We start from the raw sequence: 20062 nt of genomic DNA, 5'->3' as shown, positions 1-20062 counted from the left end.
GCCTTTCACCCCTGCCAGACGCAAGGAGCGCCTTCATGAAACACCCTCTAGACCCCCGGACCGTTTCCACCCTGGCCACCGCCGATGCGGGCCGCCGCCGCCTGCTGCAGGCCATGGGCGCTGCCTCGGTGGCCGGCCTGCCCACCTGGGGTTTTGCCCAGCCGACGGCGCAGGTCAACACCACCAAGCTGGCGGTGACGGACACCGAGGTCACCGTGGGACAGCTGCACTCGGCCACCGGCACCATGGCCATCTCCGAGACCGGCTCCATCCAGGCCGAGCAGCTCGCCATCGACCAGATCAACGCCATGGGCGGGGTGCTGGGCCGCAAGATCAAGGTGATCAAGGAAGACGGCGCCTCCGACTGGCCGACGTTTGCCGAGAAGTCCAAGAAGCTGCTCATCAACGACCACTGCGCCGCCGTGTTCGGCTGCTGGACCAGCGCCTCGCGCAAGGCCGTGCTGCCGATCTTCGAGAAAGAGAATGGCCTGCTGTACTACCCCACGTTCTACGAAGGCCTGGAGCAGTCCAAGAACGTGATCTACACCGGGCAAGAAGCCACGCAACAGATCCTGTACAGCCTGGAATGGGCCAAGACCGAGAAGAAGGCCAAGACCTTCTTCCTGATCGGCTCTGACTACATCTGGCCGCGCACCTCGATGAAGATCGCGCGCAAGCACATCGAAAATTTCCAGAAGGGCAAGGTCGTCGGCGAGGAGTACTACCCGCTGGGCAGCACCAACTTCGGCTCGCTGATGAACAAGATCAAGCTGCAAAAGCCCGACTGCATCTTCGTGGCGGTGGTGGGTGGCTCGAACGTGGCTTTCTACAAGGCGCTCAAGGCAGCGGGCATCACGGGCGACAAGCAGCTGCTGGTCACGCTGTCGGTCACCGAGGACGAGATGACCGGCGTGGGCGGCGAGAACTTCGCGGGGTTCTATTCGTCGATGAAGTACTTCCAGTCGCTGGACAACGAGAACAACAAGAAGTTCGTGGCCGCGTTCAAGGTCAAGTACGGCCCCAGTTCGGTCATCGGCGATGTGACGCAGGCCGGCTACCTGGGCCCGTGGCTGTGGAAGGCCGCCGTGGAAAAGGCCAAGAGCTTCGACGTGGACAAAGTGGTGGCCGCATCGCCCGGCATCGAGCTGAAAACCGCGCCCGAAGGCTATGTGAAGATCGATGCGAACCACCACCTCTGGAGCAAGTCGCGCATCGCGCAGGGCCAGCCAGACGCCACGTTCAAGGTGGTTTCCGAATCACCCGAGCTCATCAAACCCGATCCGTTCCCCAAGGGTTACCAGTAAGCCCTTGACGGCATGACCGATGGCGGCCTGCGCCCTGCAGGCCAGGCCGCTGCATGGGCGCAGGCCATGCATTCCTCTCTCTTCGTTTCCGTTCCGACCGCCTTGCACGCAGGAGTTGCGCCATGAGCTTTTCCGACCTGATGAACATCGGCCTGATGCAAGGCTTCGCAGGCCTGAGCCTGTTCGCAGTGCTGCTGCTGATGGGCCTGGGGCTGGCGATCATCTTCGGCCAGATGGGCGTGATCAACATGGCGCATGGCGAGTTCATGACCATCGGCGCCTACACCATCTACCTGGGCTCCACGCTGACGGCGCAGTACGCGCCCGGGTTCATGCCCTTTTACTTTCCGCTGGCCATCGCCGCCGCCTTCGGCTTCGCCTTCGTGGCGGGCTGGCTGGTGGAATGGGGGCTCATTCGCCATCTGTACAAGCGACCGCTGGACACGCTGCTGGCCACCTGGGGCATCAGCCTGGCGCTGCAGCAGTGCTTTCGCACCTTCATCGGCCCCAAGGAAGTCAGCCCCACGCTGCCCGACTGGCTGCTGGGCTCGTGGGCACCTTCGGAGGGGTTGGACATTCCCATCAACGGCCTGTTCGTGCTGGCACTGACCGCCTTCGTGACCTGCGGCGTGCTGATTGCCCTGCACAAGAGCCGCTGGGGCCTCAGGGTGCGCGCCACGGTCAGCAACCGCGTCATGGCCAACGCCACCGGCATCGACACCCAACGCACCGACCGCCTGACCTTCGCCATCGGCTGCGGCATTGCCGGCGTGGCAGGCGCTGCCTTCACCACCATCGGCTCGACGGGGCCAACCTCGGGCTCGCTCTACATCGTCGATGCCTTCCTGGTCGTCACCTTCGGCGGCGCAGCCAGCCTGCTGGGCACGGTGGTGTCGGCCTTCGGCATCGCGCAGACGCAGTCGATCACCGAGTTTTTCCTGGCCGGCTCCATGGCCAAGGTGATCACGCTGTCGCTCATCGTGCTGATTTTGATGATTCGCCCGCAAGGCCTGTTCGCTTCCAAAGTACGCCGCTGACCCCGCTCGGACACGCCGGAGAAACCCCATGAACCTCGTCAAATCCTGGATCCAGCGCTACCAGCTTGCCAGCCTGGTGCTGCTCACCGTGCTGCTGGCGGTGGTGCTGCCGCTGGCGCTCGACATCTTTCGCCTGAACCTGGTGGGCAAGTACCTCACCTACGCCTTCGTGGCCATCGGCCTGGTGATGGTGTGGGGCTACGGCGGCGTGCTCAGCCTGGGGCAGGGCGTGTTCTTCGGGCTGGGGGGCTATGCCATGGCCATGTTCCTGAAGCTCGAAGCCTCGGACCCCATCACCACCAAGATCCAGTCCACACCCGGCATTCCCGACTTCATGGACTGGAACCAGATCACCGAGCTGCCCGCGTTCTGGGTGCCGTTCAAGAGCCTGCCGTTCGCACTGGCCGCCGTGATCGTGGTGCCCACGCTGCTGGCCTGGATCGTGAGCTTCGCCATGTTCAAGCGCCGCGTGGGCGGTGTGTACTTCGCCATCATCACGCAGGCGGTGGCGCTGATCTGCACGGTGCTCATCATCGGCCAGCAGGGCTACACGGGCGGCGTCAACGGCATGACCGACCTGAAGACGATCTGGGGCTGGGACACTCGCACCGACAGCGCCAAATACATCCTGTACTACGTGTGCGTGGTGCTGCTGGTGCTGTCCATCGTGCTGTGCCGCTTCATCCAGACCAGCAAGCTCGGCACGCTGCTGCTGGCCATGCGCGACAAGGAAGACCGCGTGCGCTTCTCGGGCTACGACGTGGCCAACTTCAAGGTCTTCACCTTCTGCCTGGCCGCCGCGCTGTCGGGCATCGGCGGGGCGCTGTTCACGCTGCAGGTGGGCTTCATGTCGCCCAGCTTCGTGGGCATCGTGCCGTCCATCGAGATGGTCATCTACGCCGCGGTCGGCGGGCGCATGAGCCTGGTGGGCGCGGTGTACGGCGCGCTGCTGGTGAACGCGGGAAAGACGTACTTTTCCGAGAGCTTTCCGGACCTGTGGCTGTTCCTCATGGCCGGCCTTTTCATCGGCGTGACCATGGCCTTCCCGATGGGACTGGCCGGTGTGTGGGAAGAGCGCGTCGTGCCCTGGTGGAAGGGCCGCCGCGAGGCGCTGCGCCGTGCCGCCGTGCCACCACCCGCTGCGTGGCCCGCCACCAGCGCGGCAGAGCCCGCACCCGCTGCCGGCCCCGCTGCACCGCTGCCCCCCGCACCGCACCACCAGGGCGTTTGAGCGTACCGCCCGACCGCACAGGAGCCCCCCATGAGCAACACAGACTTCGCCCTGGCCGTGGAAGACCTCACGGTGTCTTTCGACGGCTTCAAGGCCATCGACAACCTGACGCTGTATGTCGACAAGAACGAGCTGCGCGTGATCATCGGCCCCAACGGCGCGGGCAAGACCACGCTGCTGGACCTCATCTGCGGCAAGACGCGCGCCACCGGCGGCAGCATCAAGTTCAAGAACGAGGAACTGACCCGCATGGCCGAGCACAAGCGTGTGCGCTTAGGGATAGGCCGCAAGTTCCAGACGCCCTCCATCTACGAGAACCTGTCGGTCTTCCAGAACCTGGAGGTGTCGTTTCCCGCAGGCCGCACGGTGTTCGGCGCGCTGGCCTTTCGCTGCACCGATGCGGTGAAGGAGCGGGTGCAGGCCGTGGCCGACGACATCGGCCTGGGCGCCAAGCTCGACACCGAGGCCGGCTTGCTGTCGCACGGCCAGAAGCAGTGGCTGGAGATCGGCATGCTGCTGATGCAGGAGCCCGAGCTGCTGATGCTCGACGAGCCCATCGCCGGCATGAGCGCGCGCGAGCGCGAGCTCACGGCGGAGCTGCTGCAGCGCATCTGCAAAAACCGCGCGGTGATCGTGATCGAGCACGACATGGAGTTTGTGAAGCGCATCGCGCACAAGGTCACCGTCATGCACCAGGGAAAGATCCTGGCCGAAGGGCCCATGGACAGGGTGCAGGCCGATCCGAAAGTCATCGACGTCTACCTCGGCCACTGACATGCGGCAAACCCCCCTGAGGCGCTGTGCGGGTGCCGCAGTCCTTTGCCGACGCCCTGATTTTTTGGAGCTTGACCCATGCTGAAAGTCACCGACCTGCACGTCGCCTACGGCCAGAGCGAGGCGCTGCACGGCATTTCGTTTGAAGGCAACGCCAACGAGACCGTCGCCATCATGGGCCGCAACGGCATGGGCAAGACCACGCTGTTCAAGAGCCTGATGGGCGTGCTGCCCACCCAGAGCGGGCGCATCGAAGTGGCGGGCCACGACGTGTCGAAGGACGAGAGCTTTCGCCGCGTTGCCAAAGGCATTGCCTACGTGCCGCAGGGCCGGATGATCTTCCCTACCTTGACGGTGGAAGAGAACATCCAGACCGGCCTGGAGAACGCCAAGCACAAGGTCATCCCCGAAGAGATCTTCGCGCTGTTCCCCGTGCTGTGGGACATGCGGCGCAGAAAGGGCGGCAACCTCTCGGGCGGCCAGCAGCAGCAGCTGGCCATTGCCCGCGCGCTCGTCACCGACCCCAAGGTGCTGCTGCTGGACGAGCCCACCGAAGGCATCCAGCCTTCGATCATCAAGGACATCGCCAAAGCCTTGAACGAGATTCGCAAGATGCGAAAGATCACCATCATCGTCTCGGAACAGGTCTTGAGTTTTGCGATGGACGTGGCCGACCGGCTGTTCGTCATCGAGGGCGGCCGCCTGGTGCACGAGACCACCCGCGCCAACACCGACCAGCAGCGCATCAAGTCGTATCTCTCCGTCTGACGGGCGCACCCGTCGCCCCATCCGCATCCGTTTTCTCACCCCCAAAAGGAGCCTGCCGTGACCGACACCCTCATCAAAGTCGACCTGACGAAGTCGCCCACCGAGAACGAGAACATCCACAACCGCTGGCACCCGGACATTCCGATGGCCTGTTGGGTCAACCCCGGCGACGATTTCATTCTGGAAACCTTCGACTGGACCGGCGGCTTCATCAAGAACAACGACAGCGCCGACGACGTGCGCGACATCGACCTGACCACCGTGCACTACCTCTCGGGCCCCGTGGGCGTGAAGGGCGCCGAACCGGGCGACCTGCTGGTGGTGGACCTGCTCGACATAGGCGCCAAGCAGGACAGCCTGTGGGGCTTCAACGGGTTCTTCTCCAAGAAGAACGGCGGCGGCTTCCTGACCGAGCATTTCCCCGAGGCGCAGAAGTCGATCTGGGACTTCAAGGGCATGTTCACCAGCTCGCGCCACATTCCGGGCGTGAACTTCGCCGGCCTGATCCACCCCGGCCTGATCGGCTGCCTGCCCGACAAGAAGATGCTCGACCTGTGGAACGAGCGCGAGCAAAAGCTCATCGACACCGACCCGACGCGCGTGCCCGGCCTGGCCAATCCGCCCTCGGCCGGCACCGCCCACATGGGCCGCATGACCGGCGAGGCGCGCGACAAGGCGGCAGCAGAAGGCGCCCGCACCGTGCCGCCGCGCGAACACGGCGGCAACTGCGACATCAAGGACCTGTCGCGCGGCTCCAAGGTGTTCTTCCCGGTCTACGTGGACGGCGCGGGCCTGTCGGTGGGCGATCTGCACTTCAGCCAGGGCGATGGCGAGATCACCTTCTGCGGCGCCATCGAAATGGCCGGCTGGGTGCACATGAAGGTGACGCTGATCAAGGGCGGCATGGCCAAGTACGGCATCAAGAACCCGATCTTCAAGCCCAGCGTGATCAAGCCCCAGTACAACGACTACCTGATCTTCGAAGGCATCTCGGTGGACGAGGCCGGCAAGCAGTACTACCTGGACGTGAACGTGGCCTACCGCCAGGCCTGCCTGAACGCGATCGAGTATCTGAAGAAGTTCGGCTATTCAGGCGCGCAGGCCTATTCGATCCTGGGCACTGCGCCGGTGCAGGGCCACATCAGCGGCGTGGTCGACGTGCCCAATTCTTGCGCCACGCTGTGGCTGCCGACCGGCATCTTCGACTTCGACATCAACCCGAACGCGAGCGGCCCGACGAAGTTCATCGACGGCAGCGTCGACATGCCGCTGTCGCACGACATCATCTAAGACAAGGCAAGGAGCGCCATGCCCACCTACGACTACCAATGCGCCGGGTGCGGCGGCTTCGATGCGCTGCGCAGCCTGGCGCAGCGCAACGAGCCCGCCGCCTGCCCGGTCTGCAGCGCCGCATCGCCGCGCGTCTTCACCAGCGCCCCGCACCTGGCCTGCGTAAGCCCGGAGCAGCGCCGCGCGTTCGACACCAACGAGCGGGCGCAGCATGCGCCGCGCTCGTCACGCAACAGCGAGCAGGGCAGTTATGGCCGGATGAAGCACCCGGCAGGCTGCGGGTGCTGCAGCACAGGGGCCAAGCGAGGTGCCACGGTGACGGCAGCGAACGGGGCGAAGGCGTTTCCGACGAAGCGGCCCTGGATGATCAGCCACTGACCAGCGGCAACGCGACCTACCATCTGCTCGCCGAATAGCCGCTCTCGATCCACGCCTGGGCGCTGGCCTGGCCCAGCTTGAAGCTCGCCTCCACGCGCGCCTCGCCCAGCAGCTGGCCGGATTCGTCCTGCGCCGTCAGCACGGCATACGGATATTCCTCGTCCGGCACGATGCGCAGGGTCACCCGCACGAGCTCTGCGCCCGCGCCGACAGTCACTTCCTTGTTGAGCTGCGCATGCAGTTGTTGCTCGTGGCGGCGCAGCACTTCCGAGGCGGTCTTGACGAGCGTGTGGAAGGCCGGGGCGTCCAGCGGCTTAGGGTTCTTCTTGTCGCGGCCCATGGTCCAGGGGCCGACCAGGGCCGGCTCGGATTCGCCGTGCAGCGTCATGGCCACGGCCCAGCCGTCATCGTCTTCGTTCTTGATGACTTCAGCCGTCCAGCGCTCGTCGCGCCACAGGCGCGCCTCCTGGATGGGCGCGTCGGCCATGTCGGGTGCGGCCTCAATGGCCGTGTGGGTGGGGGAGTCGTTCATTCCCGGATTGTCCGGCACCCGGTGCTGCGGGCGTGCGGTCAGGCCGCGACGGTGCGCTGGCGCTGCTCGCCCAGGCCGGTGATGCCCAGGCGCATGGTCTGGCCGGGCCGCAGGTAGACCGGTGTGGGCTTCACGCCCATGCCCGCGCCGGGTGGCGTGCCGGTGGAGATGACGTCGCCGGGCTGCAGCGTCATGAAGCGGCTCAGGTAGGCCACCAGACGCGGCACGTTGAAGATCATCGTGCGGGTATTGCCCTGCTGGTAGCGATGGCCGTCGACCTCCAGCCACAGATCCAGCGCATGGGGGTCGGGCACCTCGTCGGCCGTCACCAGCCACGGGCCGGTGGGGCCGAAGGTGTCGCAGCCCTTGCCCTTGTCCCAGGTGCCGCCGCGCTCGAGCTGGTAGCTGCGCTCGGACACGTCGTTGACCACGCAATAGCCTGCGACGTGCGCCATCGCATCGGCTTCGTCCACGTAGCTGGCCGCCGTGCCGATCACCACGCCCAGCTCGACCTCCCAGTCGGTCTTGTCGGAGCCGCGCGGGATCTTCACGTCGTCGTTGGGCCCCACCACGGCGGAGGTCCACTTGTTGAAGACGATGGGCTCGGCCGGAATCGGCATGTTGGATTCGGCGGCATGGTCGGCGTAGTTCAGGCCGATGCAGACGAACTTGCCGATGCCGCCCACGCAGGCACCCAGGCGCGGGTTGCCGGACACGGCAGGCAGGCTGGCCGGGTCGAGCGCGCGCAGGCGCTGCAGCACGGCAGCGCCCAGGCTCGCGGGGCCGATGTCGGGCACGTGGGCCGACAGATCGCGGATGACGCCCTGGGCGTCGAGCAGACCGGGCCTTTCCTGGCCCATCGGGCCGTATCGCAGCAGTTTCACGGATATCTACTCCTTGCGGACGGATCGTTCTGATACGCCTGCCGGGGCAGCATCCGCCGGCGCCTGCGTGACCAGCCAGATGCCCCAGCACACCAGCACCAGCGCGACGGCGTTGCGCCACTCCAGAATGCTCTCGTTCAAGAACAGCGCCGACAGCAGCGTGCCGAACACCGGAATCATGAAGTTGAACGCGGTGATCAGGCTGACCCGGTTGTGCTTGAGCAGCACGCTCCAGATCGATATGGCCAGCGCAGACAGCACCGTCAGGTAGGCCAGCAGCGCGGTGGAAGCCGGCGTGACGTGGCCCAGCGTGCCACCCATGGCGTAGCCGGCCACCAGCAGCACAAGGCCGCCCACGGCCAGTTGGATGCCGGTCATCACGATGGGGTCGGTGTGCTGCGAAATGCGCTTGCCATAGATGCCGCCCACGGCCAGCACCAGCGCGGCGATGACCACGAAGCCTTCGCCCAGCAAGGTGAATTCGATGCCCGGCACCGCGCCGGCCAAACCACCGCCCAGGTTGACCACCATGACGCCGACGAATCCTACGCCGCAGCCCAACGCCTTGCGCCAGGTCAGGCGGTCGTTGTGATAGATCCAGTGGGCCAGCAACACGCTGAAAAAAGTGCCAGTGGCGTTCATGATCGAGCTCTTGACGCCCGTCGTGTGCGCCAGGCCGATGTAGAAAAACACGTACTGCAGGCTGGTCTGCACCAGCCCCAGCACCGCCAGCTGGCCCCACACGCGCGGTGGCCAGCCACCCAGACGGCGGCCGGTGGCGGCAGCCCAGGCGATCAGCAGCAGGCCGGCCGCCGCGAATCGCCAGCCGGCAAACACCAGCTTGGACGGAATGTCGTCACCCGCAATGCCCAGCAGCGCGTAGCCCGACTTGATGGCCGGGAACGAACTGCCCCACAGCAGGCAACACAGCAGCGCCAGCAAAAACACGGTGCTGCGTTGGGTAAAAACGTGGCGCGGCGCGGCCGCGGCAGGCGCGCCAGAGGGGGAAGAGGACAAGGCAGCACTTTCGCTCGGAGCGCCAATCGCCCCAAAACGGTGCATTCTAGGCAGTTGTACGACAACTTGCAGGCCGGTGCCGTCGCTGTGCTCGCATGCCTTCTTCCAGCACTCCTTTTTATTTTGCTATTGATTTAATAGCTGCTTGCGCTTATCAAATAAGCGCTGCGGGCACTTTTGACCATTAAAAGAGGCTGGCGCGTCAACGCAGCGACAGCCCGGCTGTCTTGATGGCCTGGGCGTAGCGCGGCCGCTCGGCCTGCAGGTTGCCGGCCAGGTCGGCGAGGCGCGGCCACCCGCACCCGCCACCCTGGCCGCCGCCCGCGAACGCGCCGCTGCCGTGGCCGCACGCGCCGGCGTGCTGCGCATCGACACCGCCACGCTGCAGCGCTTCGAATCCGAAAGGGAGGAGCGCACGCTGTACCGCTTCGACGTGCGCACGCAGGGCGAATACGAAGCCGGCCACCTGGAAGGCTGGCGCTGGGCGCCCGGCGACCAGCTGGTGCAGGCCACCGACGAATACGCCGCCGCGCGCGGTGCGCGCATCGTGCTGGCCGACTGGGACGGCGTGCGAGCCCTGACCACCGCCGCCTGGCTGGCGCAGCTGGGCGGCTGGGAGGTGGCGGTCTACACGCCGCCCGAGCGCGCCACCCAGGTCGCCGGCCCCGAGCCCGTGCGCGTGCGCGTGCTGGCCCTGCACGCACCCACCCCGCTGGCGTCGCCCCAGCAGGCCGACGCGCTGGTGCAGGCCGGCCATGCCACCGTGTTCGACGTAGACCGCCGCGCTGCCTTTGAAAAGCGCCACATTCCTGGCGCCCGCTTCGCCGTGCCCGACCGCCTGGCGCACTTCGTGGCCGACCTGCCCGAGGGCCACACGGTGCTCATCACGTCACCTGACGGCCTGCTGGCGCGCACCGTGGCGGCCGAGCTGGCAGCGCGCACCGGTCGCGACGCGCGGGCCATTGCCGGCGGCACCGCCGCCTGGGCGGCCGCCGGCCTGCCGGTGGCCGCGGGCGACGAGGGCGTGCTCACCGGCGACAACGACCATTGGTACAGCCCCTATGCGCACAGCGACCTGGCGTTGCGCGATGCAGGATTCCAGCAGTACCTGGACTGGGAGCTGGGCCTGGTGGCGCAGCTGGAGCGCGAAGGTGCGACCGGCATCCGGCTGCTGCCAACGCCGGGTTGAGCGTTCATCCTTGCAATGGCCCCGCCGCCACGGGTGGCGAGGGCGGCAAGGGCGGCAAGGGCTTTTCGCCGGCGCGCAGCCCTCAATGCTGCGGGCCTGCGGGGGCGACAGCTTGGTTCAGCCGGGCAATGGCGTCTGACGGCAGCACCACGGCGGCTGCGGCCAGGTTTTGCCGGAGATGGTCCACGGACGAGGTTCCCGGAATCAGCAGAAGGTTGGGCGACCGTTGCAACAGCCACGCCAGGGCGACCTGCAGCGGTGTGGCGCCGACGTGCCGCGCAACATCAGACAGCGCGGCCGATTGCAACGGGCTGAATCCGCCCATGGGGAAGAACGGCACGTAAGCGATGCCGTCCCGCGCCAGCCGGTCGATCAGCGCATCGTCGCCACGGTGCGTCAGGTTGTACTGGTTCTGCACGCACACGATGGGGCAGAGGCGGCGGGCCTCGTCCACTTGCGTGGGGGTCACGTTGCTCAGGCCGATATGGCGTATGAGGCCTCGCTGTTGCAGCCCGGCCAGCACGGCCAGAGGCGCTTCGATCGAGCCTTCCGCCGGGCCGAAGGTGTCGAACATGGCGCGAAAGTTGACCACCTGCAGCACGTGCAGCCCCAGGTGGCGCAGGTTGTCGTGCACGGCCTGGGTCAGCGCCTCGGGCGTGGCGGCGGAGAGCCAGGCGCCTTGCGCGTCGCGCCGGGCGCCGACCTTGGTGGCGATGGTGAGGTCGTCGCCGTACGGGCTGAGTGCTTCGCGGATCAGCTGGTTGGTGACGTGCGGCCCGTAGAAGTCGCTGGTGTCGATGTGGTTCACGCCGCTGTCCACGGCGGCGCGCAGCACGGCCAGTGCGCCTGCGCGGTCCTTCGGCGGACCGAAGACGCCGGGGCCGGCCAGTTGCATGGCGCCGTAGCCCAGGCGGCGAACGGTGCGGTCGCCCAGGGTGAAGGTGTCGGTGGTGTCGATGCGTTGCACGGAAGTGCCTTTCATGTGTGGAGCCAGTCTAGGAAGGCCTGCGGCCGGCGATAAGCCCGCCCGCGCCGCACGCCCCGTGCAGAATTCCGGACAATGAAAGCCAACCTGAGTGATCTGAACGCCTTTGTCGCCGTGGTGAAGGCGCAGGGGTTTCGCGGCGGCGCGCGTCAGAGCGGGGTGTCGGCCTCCGCCGTCAGCGACGCCGTGCGGCGGCTGGAAACACAGCTGGGCGTGCGCCTGCTGCACCGCACCACGCGCAGCGTCGCGCCGACCGAAGCCGGCCAGCGGCTGCTGGAGCGCCTCTCGCCCGCGCTGCGCGAAGTGGAAGCCGCGCTGGAGGTGGTGAACGATTTCCGGCAGCAGCCTGCCGGCACGCTGCGGCTAAACGTGCCGGTCGCGGCGCTGAAGCTGGTGTTGCCAGGCATCGTTGCGGACTTCCGCGCTGCGTACCCCGACATCCTGCTGGAAGTGGTGGCCGAGGACAGCTTCGTCGACGTGCTGGCGGCCGGCTGCGATGCGGGCATCCGGTATGGCGAGCGGCTGGAGCAGGACATGATCGCCGTGCCCATCGGCCCCCGCGTGCAGCACTTAGCCTGCGCCGCCTCGCCCGACTACCTGGCGCGGCGCGGCACGCCACAGCACCCGCGCGACCTGCTGGACCACGCCTGCCTGCGGGTGCGCTTCCACAGCGGGTCCATGCCCGGGTGGACATTCGAGCGCGGCAGCGACAGGCTGGAGGTGGACCCGGCGCCGGCCCTCGTCGTGCAAGCCGGCTCGGCCGCCGACCTGGCCGTGGACGCGGCCGTGGCCGGCATGGGCCTGGTCTACCTGTTCCAGGACTGGCTGCAGCCGCACCTGGACAGCGGCGCCCTGCAGCCGGTGCTGCGCGACTGGTGGCCGCCTTTTTCCGGGCCGTTTCTGTATTACCCGGGGCACCGGCTGGTTCCGGCCCCGCTGCGGGCCTTCGCGGATTTCGTTCGTGCACACCCCTCCACCCGCTGACCGTGGTGCACGCGTGCGGACGCCCTTCCGGGCTGTCACCACCGGCCCATCCACCCGGGCCACTCGCTCCGGTGCGGCGGCCAGCGCCCGCGCATTCCATCCAACCCGCATTCAGGAGAGCCGCATGCCCGTGGTCGTGACGCCCCCCGCCGACACCGTCGACACTGATGACACCGCCGAGCCAGCGCGCCCTGCCCCCCTGGGTCTGGCCGAGGCCTGGCGCTTCTGGCTCAAGCTCGGCTTCATCAGCTTTGGCGGGCCGGCAGGGCAGATCGCGCTGATGCACGCAGAGCTGGTGGACCGGCGGCGCTGGATCTCGGAGAGGCGTTTTCTGCACGCGCTCAACTACTGCATGCTGCTGCCCGGCCCCGAAGCCCAGCAGCTGGCGACGTACATTGGCTGGCTGCTGCACCGCACCTGGGGCGGCATCGTCGCGGGCGCGCTCTTCGTGCTGCCTTCGCTCTTCATTCTGGTGGGGGTTTCCTGGCTGTACCTCGCGCATGGCGACGTGCCGTTGGTCGCCGGGGTGTTCTACGGCATCAAGCCGGCGGTGACGGCCCTGGTGGCGCAGGCGGCCTGGCGCGTGGGCTCGCGCACGCTGAAGAACGCGTGGCTCTGGAGCATCGCCGTGGCCGCGTTCATCGCCATCTTTGCGCTGCAGGTGCCGTTTCCCGTGATCGTGCTGCTGGCGGCGGCAGTGGGCCACGTGGGCGGCAAGGTGTCGCCTGCGGCCTTTTCCGCGGGCCCGGCCCACGGGGCGACAGGCGCGCGGCGGGCGCCCGCGCTGATCGACGACGACACGCCGGTGCCCGCGCATGCCGTGTTCGCCTGGCCGCGCTTTCGCAACGTGCTGGGCCTGGGCGTGGCGCTGTGGCTGGCGGCCATGGGCGGGCTGTGTGCCGCGTACGGCGTGGATTCGGTGCTGGTGCAGATGGGCTGGTTCTTCACCAAAGCAGCGCTGATGACCTTCGGCGGTGCCTATGCCGTGCTGCCGTACGTGTACCAGGGCGCGGTGGACCATTTCCAGTGGCTGACGGCAGCCCAGATGATCGACGGGCTGGCCCTGGGCGAGACAACGCCCGGGCCGCTCATCATGGTGGTGTCTTTCGTGGCTTTCGTGGGCGGGTGGACGCGGGCAATCTTCGGGCCCGAGTCGCTCTTTCTCGCCGGCGCGGTGGCGGCCACGGTGGTGACGTTCTTCACCTTCCTGCCCTCGTTCGTGTTCATCCTGCTGGGCGGGCCGTTCATCGAATCGACCCATGGCCAGCTGAAGTTCACCGCGCCGCTGCGGGGCATCACCGCCGCGGTGGTGGGCGTGATCCTGAACCTGGCGGTGTTCTTCGCCTACCACGTGCTGTGGCCGCAAGGCCTGGGCGGGCGCTTCGATGCCGCCTCCGCCGGCATCGGCGTGCTGGCGGCGCTGGCGCTGTTCCGGCTGCGCTGGGGCGTGATGCCGGTGCTGGCGCTGGCGGGTGCGGCCGGCGCGGCGATGCGGCTGGCGGGCGGTTGAGCGGGCCTTGACGGCCCTGCGGTCCGTGCGCCGCAGCACGGCGACGGCGGATCGCCGGCGTCAGCCGGGCGCTGCCGCAACCGGCCGCGCGTGCGCCAGGTCCGCTGCGTCCACCCCACCCGCTGCGGCCTGCACTGCCTGGAACGCCCGCGTGAAATCGCAGCACGACTGCGCCAGCATGATGACCGAGGCCACCAGCGCACTGCGGTGGCTGCCCTGCACCATCGCCACGTAGGGCACGGGCGGCAGTGGGGGCTGCACGTCGATCTCGGCCAACTGGCCCGCGGCCACCAGGGGCGCAAGGCACTGGCGGGGCAGGTAGCTCACGCCCAGGCCGGAGATGGTCAGGCCGATGAGCGCCACCAGGTTGCTCACCACCAGCGAATCGGCCGGCTCCACGCCGCGCTCGCGCAGCCAGGCGTCGTACAGGCGCCCGGTGCCGGATGCGTTGCCCTGCACCAGCAGGCGATGGCCGGCCAGTTCGTGCAGGCGCACGATGCCGGCAGGCACGGTGCCGGGGCGGCACATCCAGGCACTGTCGACCTGGCCCACCAACGTGGCGGGCAGGCGCGTGTCGGCGAATGCGTCCGGCACGATGATGAGGTCGAGCCCGTCGGCCAGCAGCTTGTCGCGCAGGGGCAGGCTGCCATCCACGTCAGGCTCCAGCGTCACCTTGGGGTAGTGCTGGCGCACCAGGGCCACCAGGCGCGGCAGCCAGGTCATGGCGGTGAGTTCGGTCACGCCGATGCGCAGGCGCCGCTCGATCACCTCGGGCTTGCCGAACTGCTCCACGGCGGCGTCGCGGTCGCGCAGCAGCTTGCGCGCCAGCATGAACATCTCCTCGCCCTTTTCGGTCAGGCGAGCGGTGCGCTGCGTGCGGTCGAACAGGGGCGTGTCGAAGAGCTGCTCCAGCTCGTGCACGCGCTTGGACACGGCCGACTGCGAGGTGTGCAGCTTGCGCGCGGCCGGCGCAAAGCCGCCCAGTTGGCCAATCCAGTACAGCGCTTCCAGTTGCTTGAAGGTCATCATCACTTTTCGCCACTCATCACTTTTGCTCACTTGATTCCAGCACAAAAAATCGCTTTTTGAAAAGTAACCCGACTTTCACAATGGCCTGCACCCTCCGTGTCATCGCTCCGACACACGGCCTTATCCCTTGAAAGGAACGCCCGCCATGACCTCCTCACGCCGCCTGCCCCTCAACGCCCTGGCCGCCCTGCTGGGCGCCTGCCTGCTCGGCCCCGGCGCCGCCCATGCGCAGGACATCGACACTCTGGCCCGCATCAAGCAGACCGGCGTGATCCACATCGGCAGCCGCGACAGCTCCATTCCGTTCTCGTACACGCCGCGGGGCAATGGCGATCCGGTGGGGTTTTCCAACGACATCTGCCTGAAGATCGTGGACGCGGTGAAGGCCAAGCTGGGCCTGCCGGCGCTGCGCGTGCAGTACACGCTGCTCAACTCGCTCAACCGCATTCCGCTGATGCAGAACGGCACCGTGGACATGGACTGCGCCACCACCACCAATTCGGTGGTGCGCCAACAGCAGGTGGCGTTCGCGCCCAGCCATTTCGTGGCCGGCATCACCGTGGCGGTGAAGAAGGATTCGGGCATCAACTCGCTGGCCGATCTGACGGGCAAGACGGTGGCCACCGTGGCGGGCAGCACGTCCGTGCAGTTGCTGCGCACCTACAAGCGCACCGAGGCGGTGGACGTGCGTGAAGTCACCGGCAAGGACACGGCAGACGCCTTTTTGCTGATGGCCAACGGCCGCGCAGACGCTTACGTACTAGACGACGTGCAGCTGGCCGGCCTGATCGCCACGTCGCCCAACCCGGGCGACTACCGCATGCTGCGCGACGTGGTGCTGCGCCAGGAGCCGTACGGGATCATGTTCCGCAAGAACGACCCGCAGTTCGAGGCGCTGGTGGACGAGACTGTGACCGAACTCATGAAGAGCGGCGAGATGGAACGCCTGTACACGCGCTGGTTCACCCAGCCCATTCCGCCTGCCAACGTGAACCTGAACTTCCCCATGACGGAGGCCGTGCGCGAGGCCTACCGCAACCCGAGCAAGAAGGGCGTGTGATGGCGGTGAGCGACGCTTTGGGCGACTCCTCTCCGGCCCATTACCCACAGGGCAACTTGTTTCCACCAACGCTGATGCGCGAGGTACGCGCGCGCTTTTTGCAGGTCGATGCCGACCATGCGGGCCGCCCGCGCATGTACTTCGACAACGCGGGCGGCTCGTTCCGACTGAAGGCGGCGGTGGAGCGCTTGGCGCTGGTGGACGCCGTGCCCGACAACACCGAGCGCATCCACCCCGTGGCGCGCGAGCTGCAGGCCATTCAGTCCACCGGCACCGACGACCTGCGCATGATGTTGAACGTGCAAGGCGGCAGCGTGCACGCCGCGCTCACCGCATCGGGCGCCATGTTCGAGATGGTGCGCGCCATCGCGCTGAACGTGCCGGGTACCAACCTGGTCACCACGGTGCTGGAACACCCGTCCTCCTACGACGCGATGGAGCGCTATGCGCAAGAGACCGGGCGCGAGTTGCGCGTGGCGCCCAGCAACCCGGCCACGGGCGGCGTGGACGTGGAGGCCATCACCCGCCTGGTGGACGAAGGCACCACGCTGCTGAACGTGATCTACGCGTCGAACATCTCGGGCGCCAAGCTCGATCTGGAACGCATCGTGGCCCAAGCCCGCGCCATCAAGCCCGACCTCTACATCCTGGTGGATGCCGTGCAGCACGCGCCTCACGGCCTGATCGACCTGCGCAAGACGCCGGTGGACGGCATCAACCTGGCGCCCTACAAGTTCTTCGGCTGCCGTGGCTCGGGCCTCGCCTGGCTGTCGGACCGCGCGGCCGCACTGCCGCACCACAAGCTGTCGGCCAAGCCGGAAGGCTTCTGGGACCTGGGCAGCTCGTCGCCCGGGCAGTTCGCCGTGGTCACAGAGATCGCCGATTACGTGTGCTGGCTGGGTGAACAGGCCTTGCACGAACTGCCCGGCACGGCGGGCGCCGATGCCGGTGCGCCCAACCGCCGCGCGCTGTTCGCCGCCGGCATCGAGCGCATCGCGCTGCATGAACGGGCTTTGCTGGCGCGGCTGCTTGAGGGCGGCGATGGCGATGCGCCTCCGGGTTTGCGCACGCAACCCGGCGTGCAGGTGTTCCTCGACCATGACGACCTGACGCTGCGCGACCTGATCATCGCCATTGGCATCGACGGCGTGGAATGCACGCAGGCCGTGCACGAATACGGCCTGCGCGGCGTGACGGTCTACGAGCGCAGCGTGGCCAGCCTGTATTCACGCCGCATGCTCGAATCGTTCGGGTTGCAGGGCGCGGTGCGCGTGTCGCCGCTGCACTGCCATACGGCTGACGACGTGGACGCCTTTCTGCGCGTGACACAGGACATCGTTCGCGCACACTCGGGTGGCGGCTGATTCAAGCATGAAATAGGGCTCCAGCGCTTATACATCAAGCGCAAGTAGCTATTATTTTAATAGCAAATGATGGGCATGGGCCTGCCGTCCGTCACCACCCGCTGTGATGCCTTCTCACCTGCGAGCGGCGCAGCCCGGCCCTGCCAGCAGCGCGGGCTGGTTCTGCAGCTCGTAGAGCAGCAAGCTGGAAGATTCAACGCAGATCAGCCTGTGGGACCGGCTCTTCGCCCGCAGGTCGATGTCCGCGGGCGCTGTCTTCAAAGCGCACGGTGCTGGCGCGCACCACGGGATGGGAGCGCCCATGCCGGGGCGCAGCACGGCATGCCTTGGATCTTTGCAGCACACGACAGGTTGCCCAGCAGGCCTGGCGCCGCGTCAGCATGCAACCGACCTGGACTGCGTCGATCTTGGCGCCCCCCTTCTGCCCCACAGATGCCTAGCCGGCCTGCGCCACAGCTTGCAGCAGCAGGCTCAGCGTGCACAGTTGCGGCAGCAAGGCTGCGCGGTTGGCACTGCGCAACGTCGTAGGCACGGCCTGCAGCTGCGTGGCGCAACGACCCAGGCCCGCCTGCTGAAGGGCCGTGACTTGCGCCTCGACGCGCGCTGCCAGGCCGCCGCCCTGGTGCCGCAGGCCCTGGCGCAGCCATTGCGCCAGCAGGGCCCGCGTGTCGTGCACCAGCGCGCTGCGCGCCGAGCACGGCGTGGGGCGAGCCTGCAGCGCCAGCGCTTGCGTCGCGGGCGCCTCCACCTGCAGCACCACCGCCCGCTGCGCCGTGAGCAGCGCCAGTGGCTGCATCCGCGCCAGACCGCCCTCCAGCCGCACCGTGCCGGCCACGGCGCGCAGGGCGCCCCACTCACCCGCCACGGCGCGCGCCAGCGCATCGACGGCGCCCGGCGCGGCGGCGCGGTGCGGCAGGGCCAAATGCAGCACTTCATCGGCAGACGGATCGGCCGGCACATCGGCATGCGCATCGGCCGCAGTCGCCTCACCGCCGCAGGCCCGCAGTTGCACGTGCAGCACCTGCGCGGCGGCATCCCAGTGGCTGCCTTGCACCCGCAGGCCTTCGCAGGCCAGCACGTGCAAGGCACCCGCCGAGCCCGCTGCGGCGCCGCTGGCCGCCTGGCGCGGCAGCACGAACTCGGGCAGGCTGTTCTTCAGCTGTGCCATCAGATCGCGCACCGAGCCCTGGCGCAGCGGCGCGCGAAGCGCGTCCCAGGAAGTGGGCGACAGCGGCATCACCCCGGTCTGGCGCGCGCCGGCGGTGATGTCGATGCGGCCGTTGGCGCGGCGCAAGGCGGTCTTGGTGATGATCTGGCCGGCCGCGAGCTGGCGCAGCGGAAAACCCGCCACGCGCCGGCCCGTGAGTGGCGCGGGCGTGCCGCCGGCCACTGCATCGGCGGTGCGCGGCCATTGCCGCTCCAGCACCGTGACGCTCTGCGTGTCGGGGTCGGCCAGCAGCACGTCGGCGCCCTCGCCTTCATCGTCGGACCAGAGCACGGCGCCCAGGGACACCAGCCGCAGGTGGCTCAGTGCCACTTCGCCCTTCACGCCCAGGCCCAGGATCTGGCTGGCATGCAGCGGCGGTGGTGCAGCGCCCGGCATCGTTGGCGCCTGTACGTGTGCGGCCGCACGGGGCCGCGCCCACAACTCGGCCGCCACGTCCAGCAGGCGCTGGGCGTCGAACCGGCTGCTGCGCGCCTGCTGTGCCTGCAGCAGCATCCAGAGCTCGTCGAGGCCGTCCTCGACCCAGCGCCAGCCCAGCGATTGCAGCTGCGCGCGCAGGGCCTCGACGCGTGCCGACAGCGCCATCAGAGGCTGCCCCGAGCCTTCGAGCCACAGCGCGAGCAGCAGGGCGTCGAGCTGCGCGCGCGCGGCCTGCGCCGCCTCGCCGTCCAGCCAGCGCGTGGCGACGACGCCCTCCGCCGCCGAGCCCTCGGCACGGCGCGGCGACAGCGCGACCATGCGCTCGGCTTCGCCCGGCCGCCACTCGCCGGCCTCACGGAAGGCCCACACCGCCAGCACCACATGGGCACAGCCGCTGCCTTGCTGGCAGTCGCACCGTGCATGCACGAGCGAGCTGCGCGAGAAGAAGCGCACGCTGCACAGCGGCAGGCGCGCCACCGGCGCCGCGTGCGCGCCGTGGCCGGGCTGCACCGCGATCACCGGGCGCGCAGCCGCGAGCCTGGCCGCCTGCTCCAGCACCGCGGGGGCGAAGCTCGCAGCCAGAGCGGCGTCGTCGAAATGGGCCGGGCTCCAGCCACTGAAGGCAGCGTCGGGCGAAGCGTTCGCGGGCCGGGCCGCCCCTGAGGGCAGGGCGCCCGCCTGGACCTCGGCCGCAGCACTCGTGGCATCCGCGGCAGCCTCGGCCTCGCCCGCAGCCTGCGCCGCCGACGATGCCGCCAAGGCCGCGCCGCCCGCCTGCGCCTGGTAGGCCAGCACCAGCATCACGCGATGCCGGCACATGCTGCTGGCTGGGCAGGTGCAGGCCGCGTCGCGCAGCGTGCGCCCCGGCGGCAGGCGGGTGAGCACGCCATCGTCGAAGTGCGCGGCGACGGTGCCGTCGGCATCCACCTCCAGCCGCGGCAGCAGCCCGGCGGCCACATCCTTTTGCGCGCGCTTGACGAAGCCTGCATTGGCCAGCGCCGTCAGCGCCTCGGGCGTGAGTTCGAGGAGGTCGGCGCGCAGCGGACCGGGCGCTGCGGGAATGCTGGCGGGAATCTGCATC

Annotated in this window: 17 protein-coding genes and 1 pseudogene; 12 read left to right on the top strand and 6 right to left on the bottom strand. The window is 68.2% G+C overall.

Translation table 11 applies throughout. The annotated features are described in order from the left end of the window. Positions 1 to 35: 35 nt before the first annotated feature. The 7 genes from urtA (at position 36) to RQI28_RS11000 (ending at position 6782) form a co-directional block, all read left to right on the top strand. Positions 36 to 1304: an urea ABC transporter substrate-binding protein gene (gene urtA, locus RQI28_RS11030; RefSeq protein WP_311222182.1), complete on the top strand. Its 1269-nt coding sequence runs from the start codon at positions 36 to 38 to the stop codon at positions 1302 to 1304. 122 nt (positions 1305 to 1426) lie between these two features. Further along, positions 1427 to 2341, top strand: a complete 915-nt coding sequence (gene urtB / locus RQI28_RS11025; RefSeq protein ID WP_311222181.1) for an urea ABC transporter permease subunit UrtB — start codon at positions 1427 to 1429, stop codon at positions 2339 to 2341. Between the two features lie 28 nt (positions 2342 to 2369). Beyond that, a complete protein-coding gene (gene urtC, locus RQI28_RS11020) occupies positions 2370 to 3572 on the top strand; it encodes an urea ABC transporter permease subunit UrtC (RefSeq protein WP_311222180.1) in 1203 nt (400 codons plus the stop codon). Positions 3573 to 3602: 30 nt separating this feature from the next. After that, on the top strand, positions 3603 to 4346 hold the full coding sequence (gene urtD / locus RQI28_RS11015; RefSeq protein ID WP_311222179.1) for an urea ABC transporter ATP-binding protein UrtD: 744 nt from the start codon (positions 3603 to 3605) through the stop codon (positions 4344 to 4346). Between the two features lie 78 nt (positions 4347 to 4424). Beyond that, the gene (gene urtE, locus RQI28_RS11010; protein WP_311222178.1) at positions 4425 to 5114 is read left to right on the top strand and encodes an urea ABC transporter ATP-binding subunit UrtE; all 690 of its coding nucleotides are present in this window, start codon (positions 4425 to 4427) and stop codon (positions 5112 to 5114) included. A gap of 57 nt (positions 5115 to 5171) precedes the next feature. After that, positions 5172 to 6404, top strand: a complete 1233-nt coding sequence (gene fmdA / locus RQI28_RS11005) for a formamidase (protein ID WP_311222177.1) — start codon at positions 5172 to 5174, stop codon at positions 6402 to 6404. An 18-nt stretch (positions 6405 to 6422) separates the two neighbouring features. After that, complete coding sequence (locus tag RQI28_RS11000; protein ID WP_311222176.1) at positions 6423 to 6782, top strand: zinc ribbon domain-containing protein; 360 nt, start codon at positions 6423 to 6425, stop codon at positions 6780 to 6782. Between the two features lie 16 nt (positions 6783 to 6798). Here the strand turns inward: RQI28_RS11000 and RQI28_RS10995 are convergent, their stop codons facing one another. Genes RQI28_RS10995 through RQI28_RS10985 form a run of 3 tightly spaced genes read right to left on the bottom strand, consistent with a single transcriptional unit; the run spans position 6799 to position 9215 of the window. Beyond that, positions 6799 to 7314, bottom strand: a complete 516-nt coding sequence (locus tag RQI28_RS10995) for a hypothetical protein (protein ID WP_311222175.1) — start codon at positions 7312 to 7314, stop codon at positions 6799 to 6801. A 38-nt stretch (positions 7315 to 7352) separates the two neighbouring features. Then, positions 7353 to 8198 carry an ureidoglycolate lyase gene (locus RQI28_RS10990; protein ID WP_311222174.1) on the bottom strand — a complete coding sequence of 282 codons (846 nt, stop codon included), beginning with the start codon at positions 8196 to 8198 and terminating at the stop codon, positions 7353 to 7355. A 6-nt stretch (positions 8199 to 8204) separates the two neighbouring features. After that, the gene (locus RQI28_RS10985; RefSeq protein ID WP_311222173.1) at positions 8205 to 9215 is read right to left on the bottom strand and encodes an EamA family transporter; all 1011 of its coding nucleotides are present in this window, start codon (positions 9213 to 9215) and stop codon (positions 8205 to 8207) included. 295 nt (positions 9216 to 9510) lie between these two features. On the opposite strand from RQI28_RS10985, the pseudogene RQI28_RS10980 reads away from it, so the two are divergent. Beyond that, a pseudogene (locus RQI28_RS10980) lies at positions 9511 to 10404 on the top strand (rhodanese-like domain-containing protein); the annotation flags it as partial. An 82-nt stretch (positions 10405 to 10486) separates the two neighbouring features. On the opposite strand, the gene RQI28_RS10975 reads toward RQI28_RS10980, so the two are convergent. Then, the gene (locus tag RQI28_RS10975) at positions 10487 to 11386 is read right to left on the bottom strand and encodes an aldo/keto reductase family oxidoreductase (RefSeq protein ID WP_311222172.1); all 900 of its coding nucleotides are present in this window, start codon (positions 11384 to 11386) and stop codon (positions 10487 to 10489) included. Between the two features lie 78 nt (positions 11387 to 11464). Between RQI28_RS10975 and RQI28_RS10970 the strand changes: the two genes are divergently transcribed. Beyond that, on the top strand, positions 11465 to 12373 hold the full coding sequence (locus RQI28_RS10970) for a LysR family transcriptional regulator (RefSeq protein WP_311222171.1): 909 nt from the start codon (positions 11465 to 11467) through the stop codon (positions 12371 to 12373). Between the two features lie 124 nt (positions 12374 to 12497). After that, complete coding sequence (chrA, locus tag RQI28_RS10965) at positions 12498 to 13883, top strand: chromate efflux transporter (RefSeq protein WP_311222170.1); 1386 nt, start codon at positions 12498 to 12500, stop codon at positions 13881 to 13883. A 60-nt stretch (positions 13884 to 13943) separates the two neighbouring features. Here chrA and RQI28_RS10960 read toward each other — a convergent pair whose 3' ends face one another. Then, positions 13944 to 14909: a LysR family transcriptional regulator gene (locus RQI28_RS10960; protein ID WP_311222169.1), complete on the bottom strand. Its 966-nt coding sequence runs from the start codon at positions 14907 to 14909 to the stop codon at positions 13944 to 13946. A 148-nt stretch (positions 14910 to 15057) separates the two neighbouring features. Between RQI28_RS10960 and RQI28_RS10955 the strand changes: the two genes are divergently transcribed. Next, positions 15058 to 15972, top strand: coding sequence for an amino acid ABC transporter substrate-binding protein (locus tag RQI28_RS10955; protein WP_311222168.1), 915 nt, complete (start codon positions 15058 to 15060; stop codon positions 15970 to 15972). Further along, a complete protein-coding gene (locus tag RQI28_RS10950; RefSeq protein WP_311222167.1) occupies positions 15972 to 17336 on the top strand; it encodes an aminotransferase class V-fold PLP-dependent enzyme in 1365 nt (454 codons plus the stop codon). Before RQI28_RS10955 ends, RQI28_RS10950 begins: the two co-directional genes overlap by 1 nt. 436 nt (positions 17337 to 17772) lie before the next feature. Here the strand turns inward: RQI28_RS10950 and RQI28_RS10945 are convergent, their stop codons facing one another. Next, entirely contained in the window at positions 17773 to 20061 is a 2289-nt protein-coding gene (locus RQI28_RS10945; protein ID WP_311222166.1) for an SWIM zinc finger family protein, read from the bottom strand. Between the last annotated feature and the right edge of the window lies 1 nt (position 20062).

It is taken from the genome of Acidovorax sp. WCS2018Noco2-16 (assembly GCF_031843945.1).
In the GTDB taxonomy this organism is placed as follows: Bacteria; Pseudomonadota; Gammaproteobacteria; order Burkholderiales; family Burkholderiaceae_C; genus Paracidovorax.
The sequence above is the reverse complement of the archived record's forward strand: the minus strand, read 5'-3'. Positions and strand labels throughout refer to the sequence as shown.

Excerpts from the sequence above, each read along its gene's own strand:
- urtA (WP_311222182.1), top strand. The coding sequence starts at position 36 with ATGAAACACCCTCTAGACCCCCGGACCGTTTCCACCCTGGCCACCGCC.
- RQI28_RS11000 (WP_311222176.1), top strand. The coding sequence starts at position 6,423 with ATGCCCACCTACGACTACCAATGCGCCGGGTGCGGCGGCTTCGATGCG.
- RQI28_RS10945 (WP_311222166.1), bottom strand. The coding sequence starts at position 20,061 with ATGCAGATTCCCGCCAGCATTCCCGCAGCGCCCGGTCCGCTGCGCGCC.
- RQI28_RS10950 (WP_311222167.1), top strand. The coding sequence starts at position 15,972 with ATGGCGGTGAGCGACGCTTTGGGCGACTCCTCTCCGGCCCATTACCCA.
- RQI28_RS10995 (WP_311222175.1), bottom strand. The coding sequence starts at position 7,314 with ATGAACGACTCCCCCACCCACACGGCCATTGAGGCCGCACCCGACATG.
- chrA (WP_311222170.1), top strand. The coding sequence starts at position 12,498 with ATGCCCGTGGTCGTGACGCCCCCCGCCGACACCGTCGACACTGATGAC.
- urtC (WP_311222180.1), top strand. The coding sequence starts at position 2,370 with ATGAACCTCGTCAAATCCTGGATCCAGCGCTACCAGCTTGCCAGCCTG.
- RQI28_RS10955 (WP_311222168.1), top strand. The coding sequence starts at position 15,058 with ATGACCTCCTCACGCCGCCTGCCCCTCAACGCCCTGGCCGCCCTGCTG.
- RQI28_RS10975 (WP_311222172.1), bottom strand. The coding sequence starts at position 11,386 with ATGAAAGGCACTTCCGTGCAACGCATCGACACCACCGACACCTTCACC.
- urtB (WP_311222181.1), top strand. The coding sequence starts at position 1,427 with ATGAGCTTTTCCGACCTGATGAACATCGGCCTGATGCAAGGCTTCGCA.
- RQI28_RS10970 (WP_311222171.1), top strand. The coding sequence starts at position 11,465 with ATGAAAGCCAACCTGAGTGATCTGAACGCCTTTGTCGCCGTGGTGAAG.
- urtE (WP_311222178.1), top strand. The coding sequence starts at position 4,425 with ATGCTGAAAGTCACCGACCTGCACGTCGCCTACGGCCAGAGCGAGGCG.
- urtD (WP_311222179.1), top strand. The coding sequence starts at position 3,603 with ATGAGCAACACAGACTTCGCCCTGGCCGTGGAAGACCTCACGGTGTCT.
- RQI28_RS10960 (WP_311222169.1), bottom strand. The coding sequence starts at position 14,909 with ATGACCTTCAAGCAACTGGAAGCGCTGTACTGGATTGGCCAACTGGGC.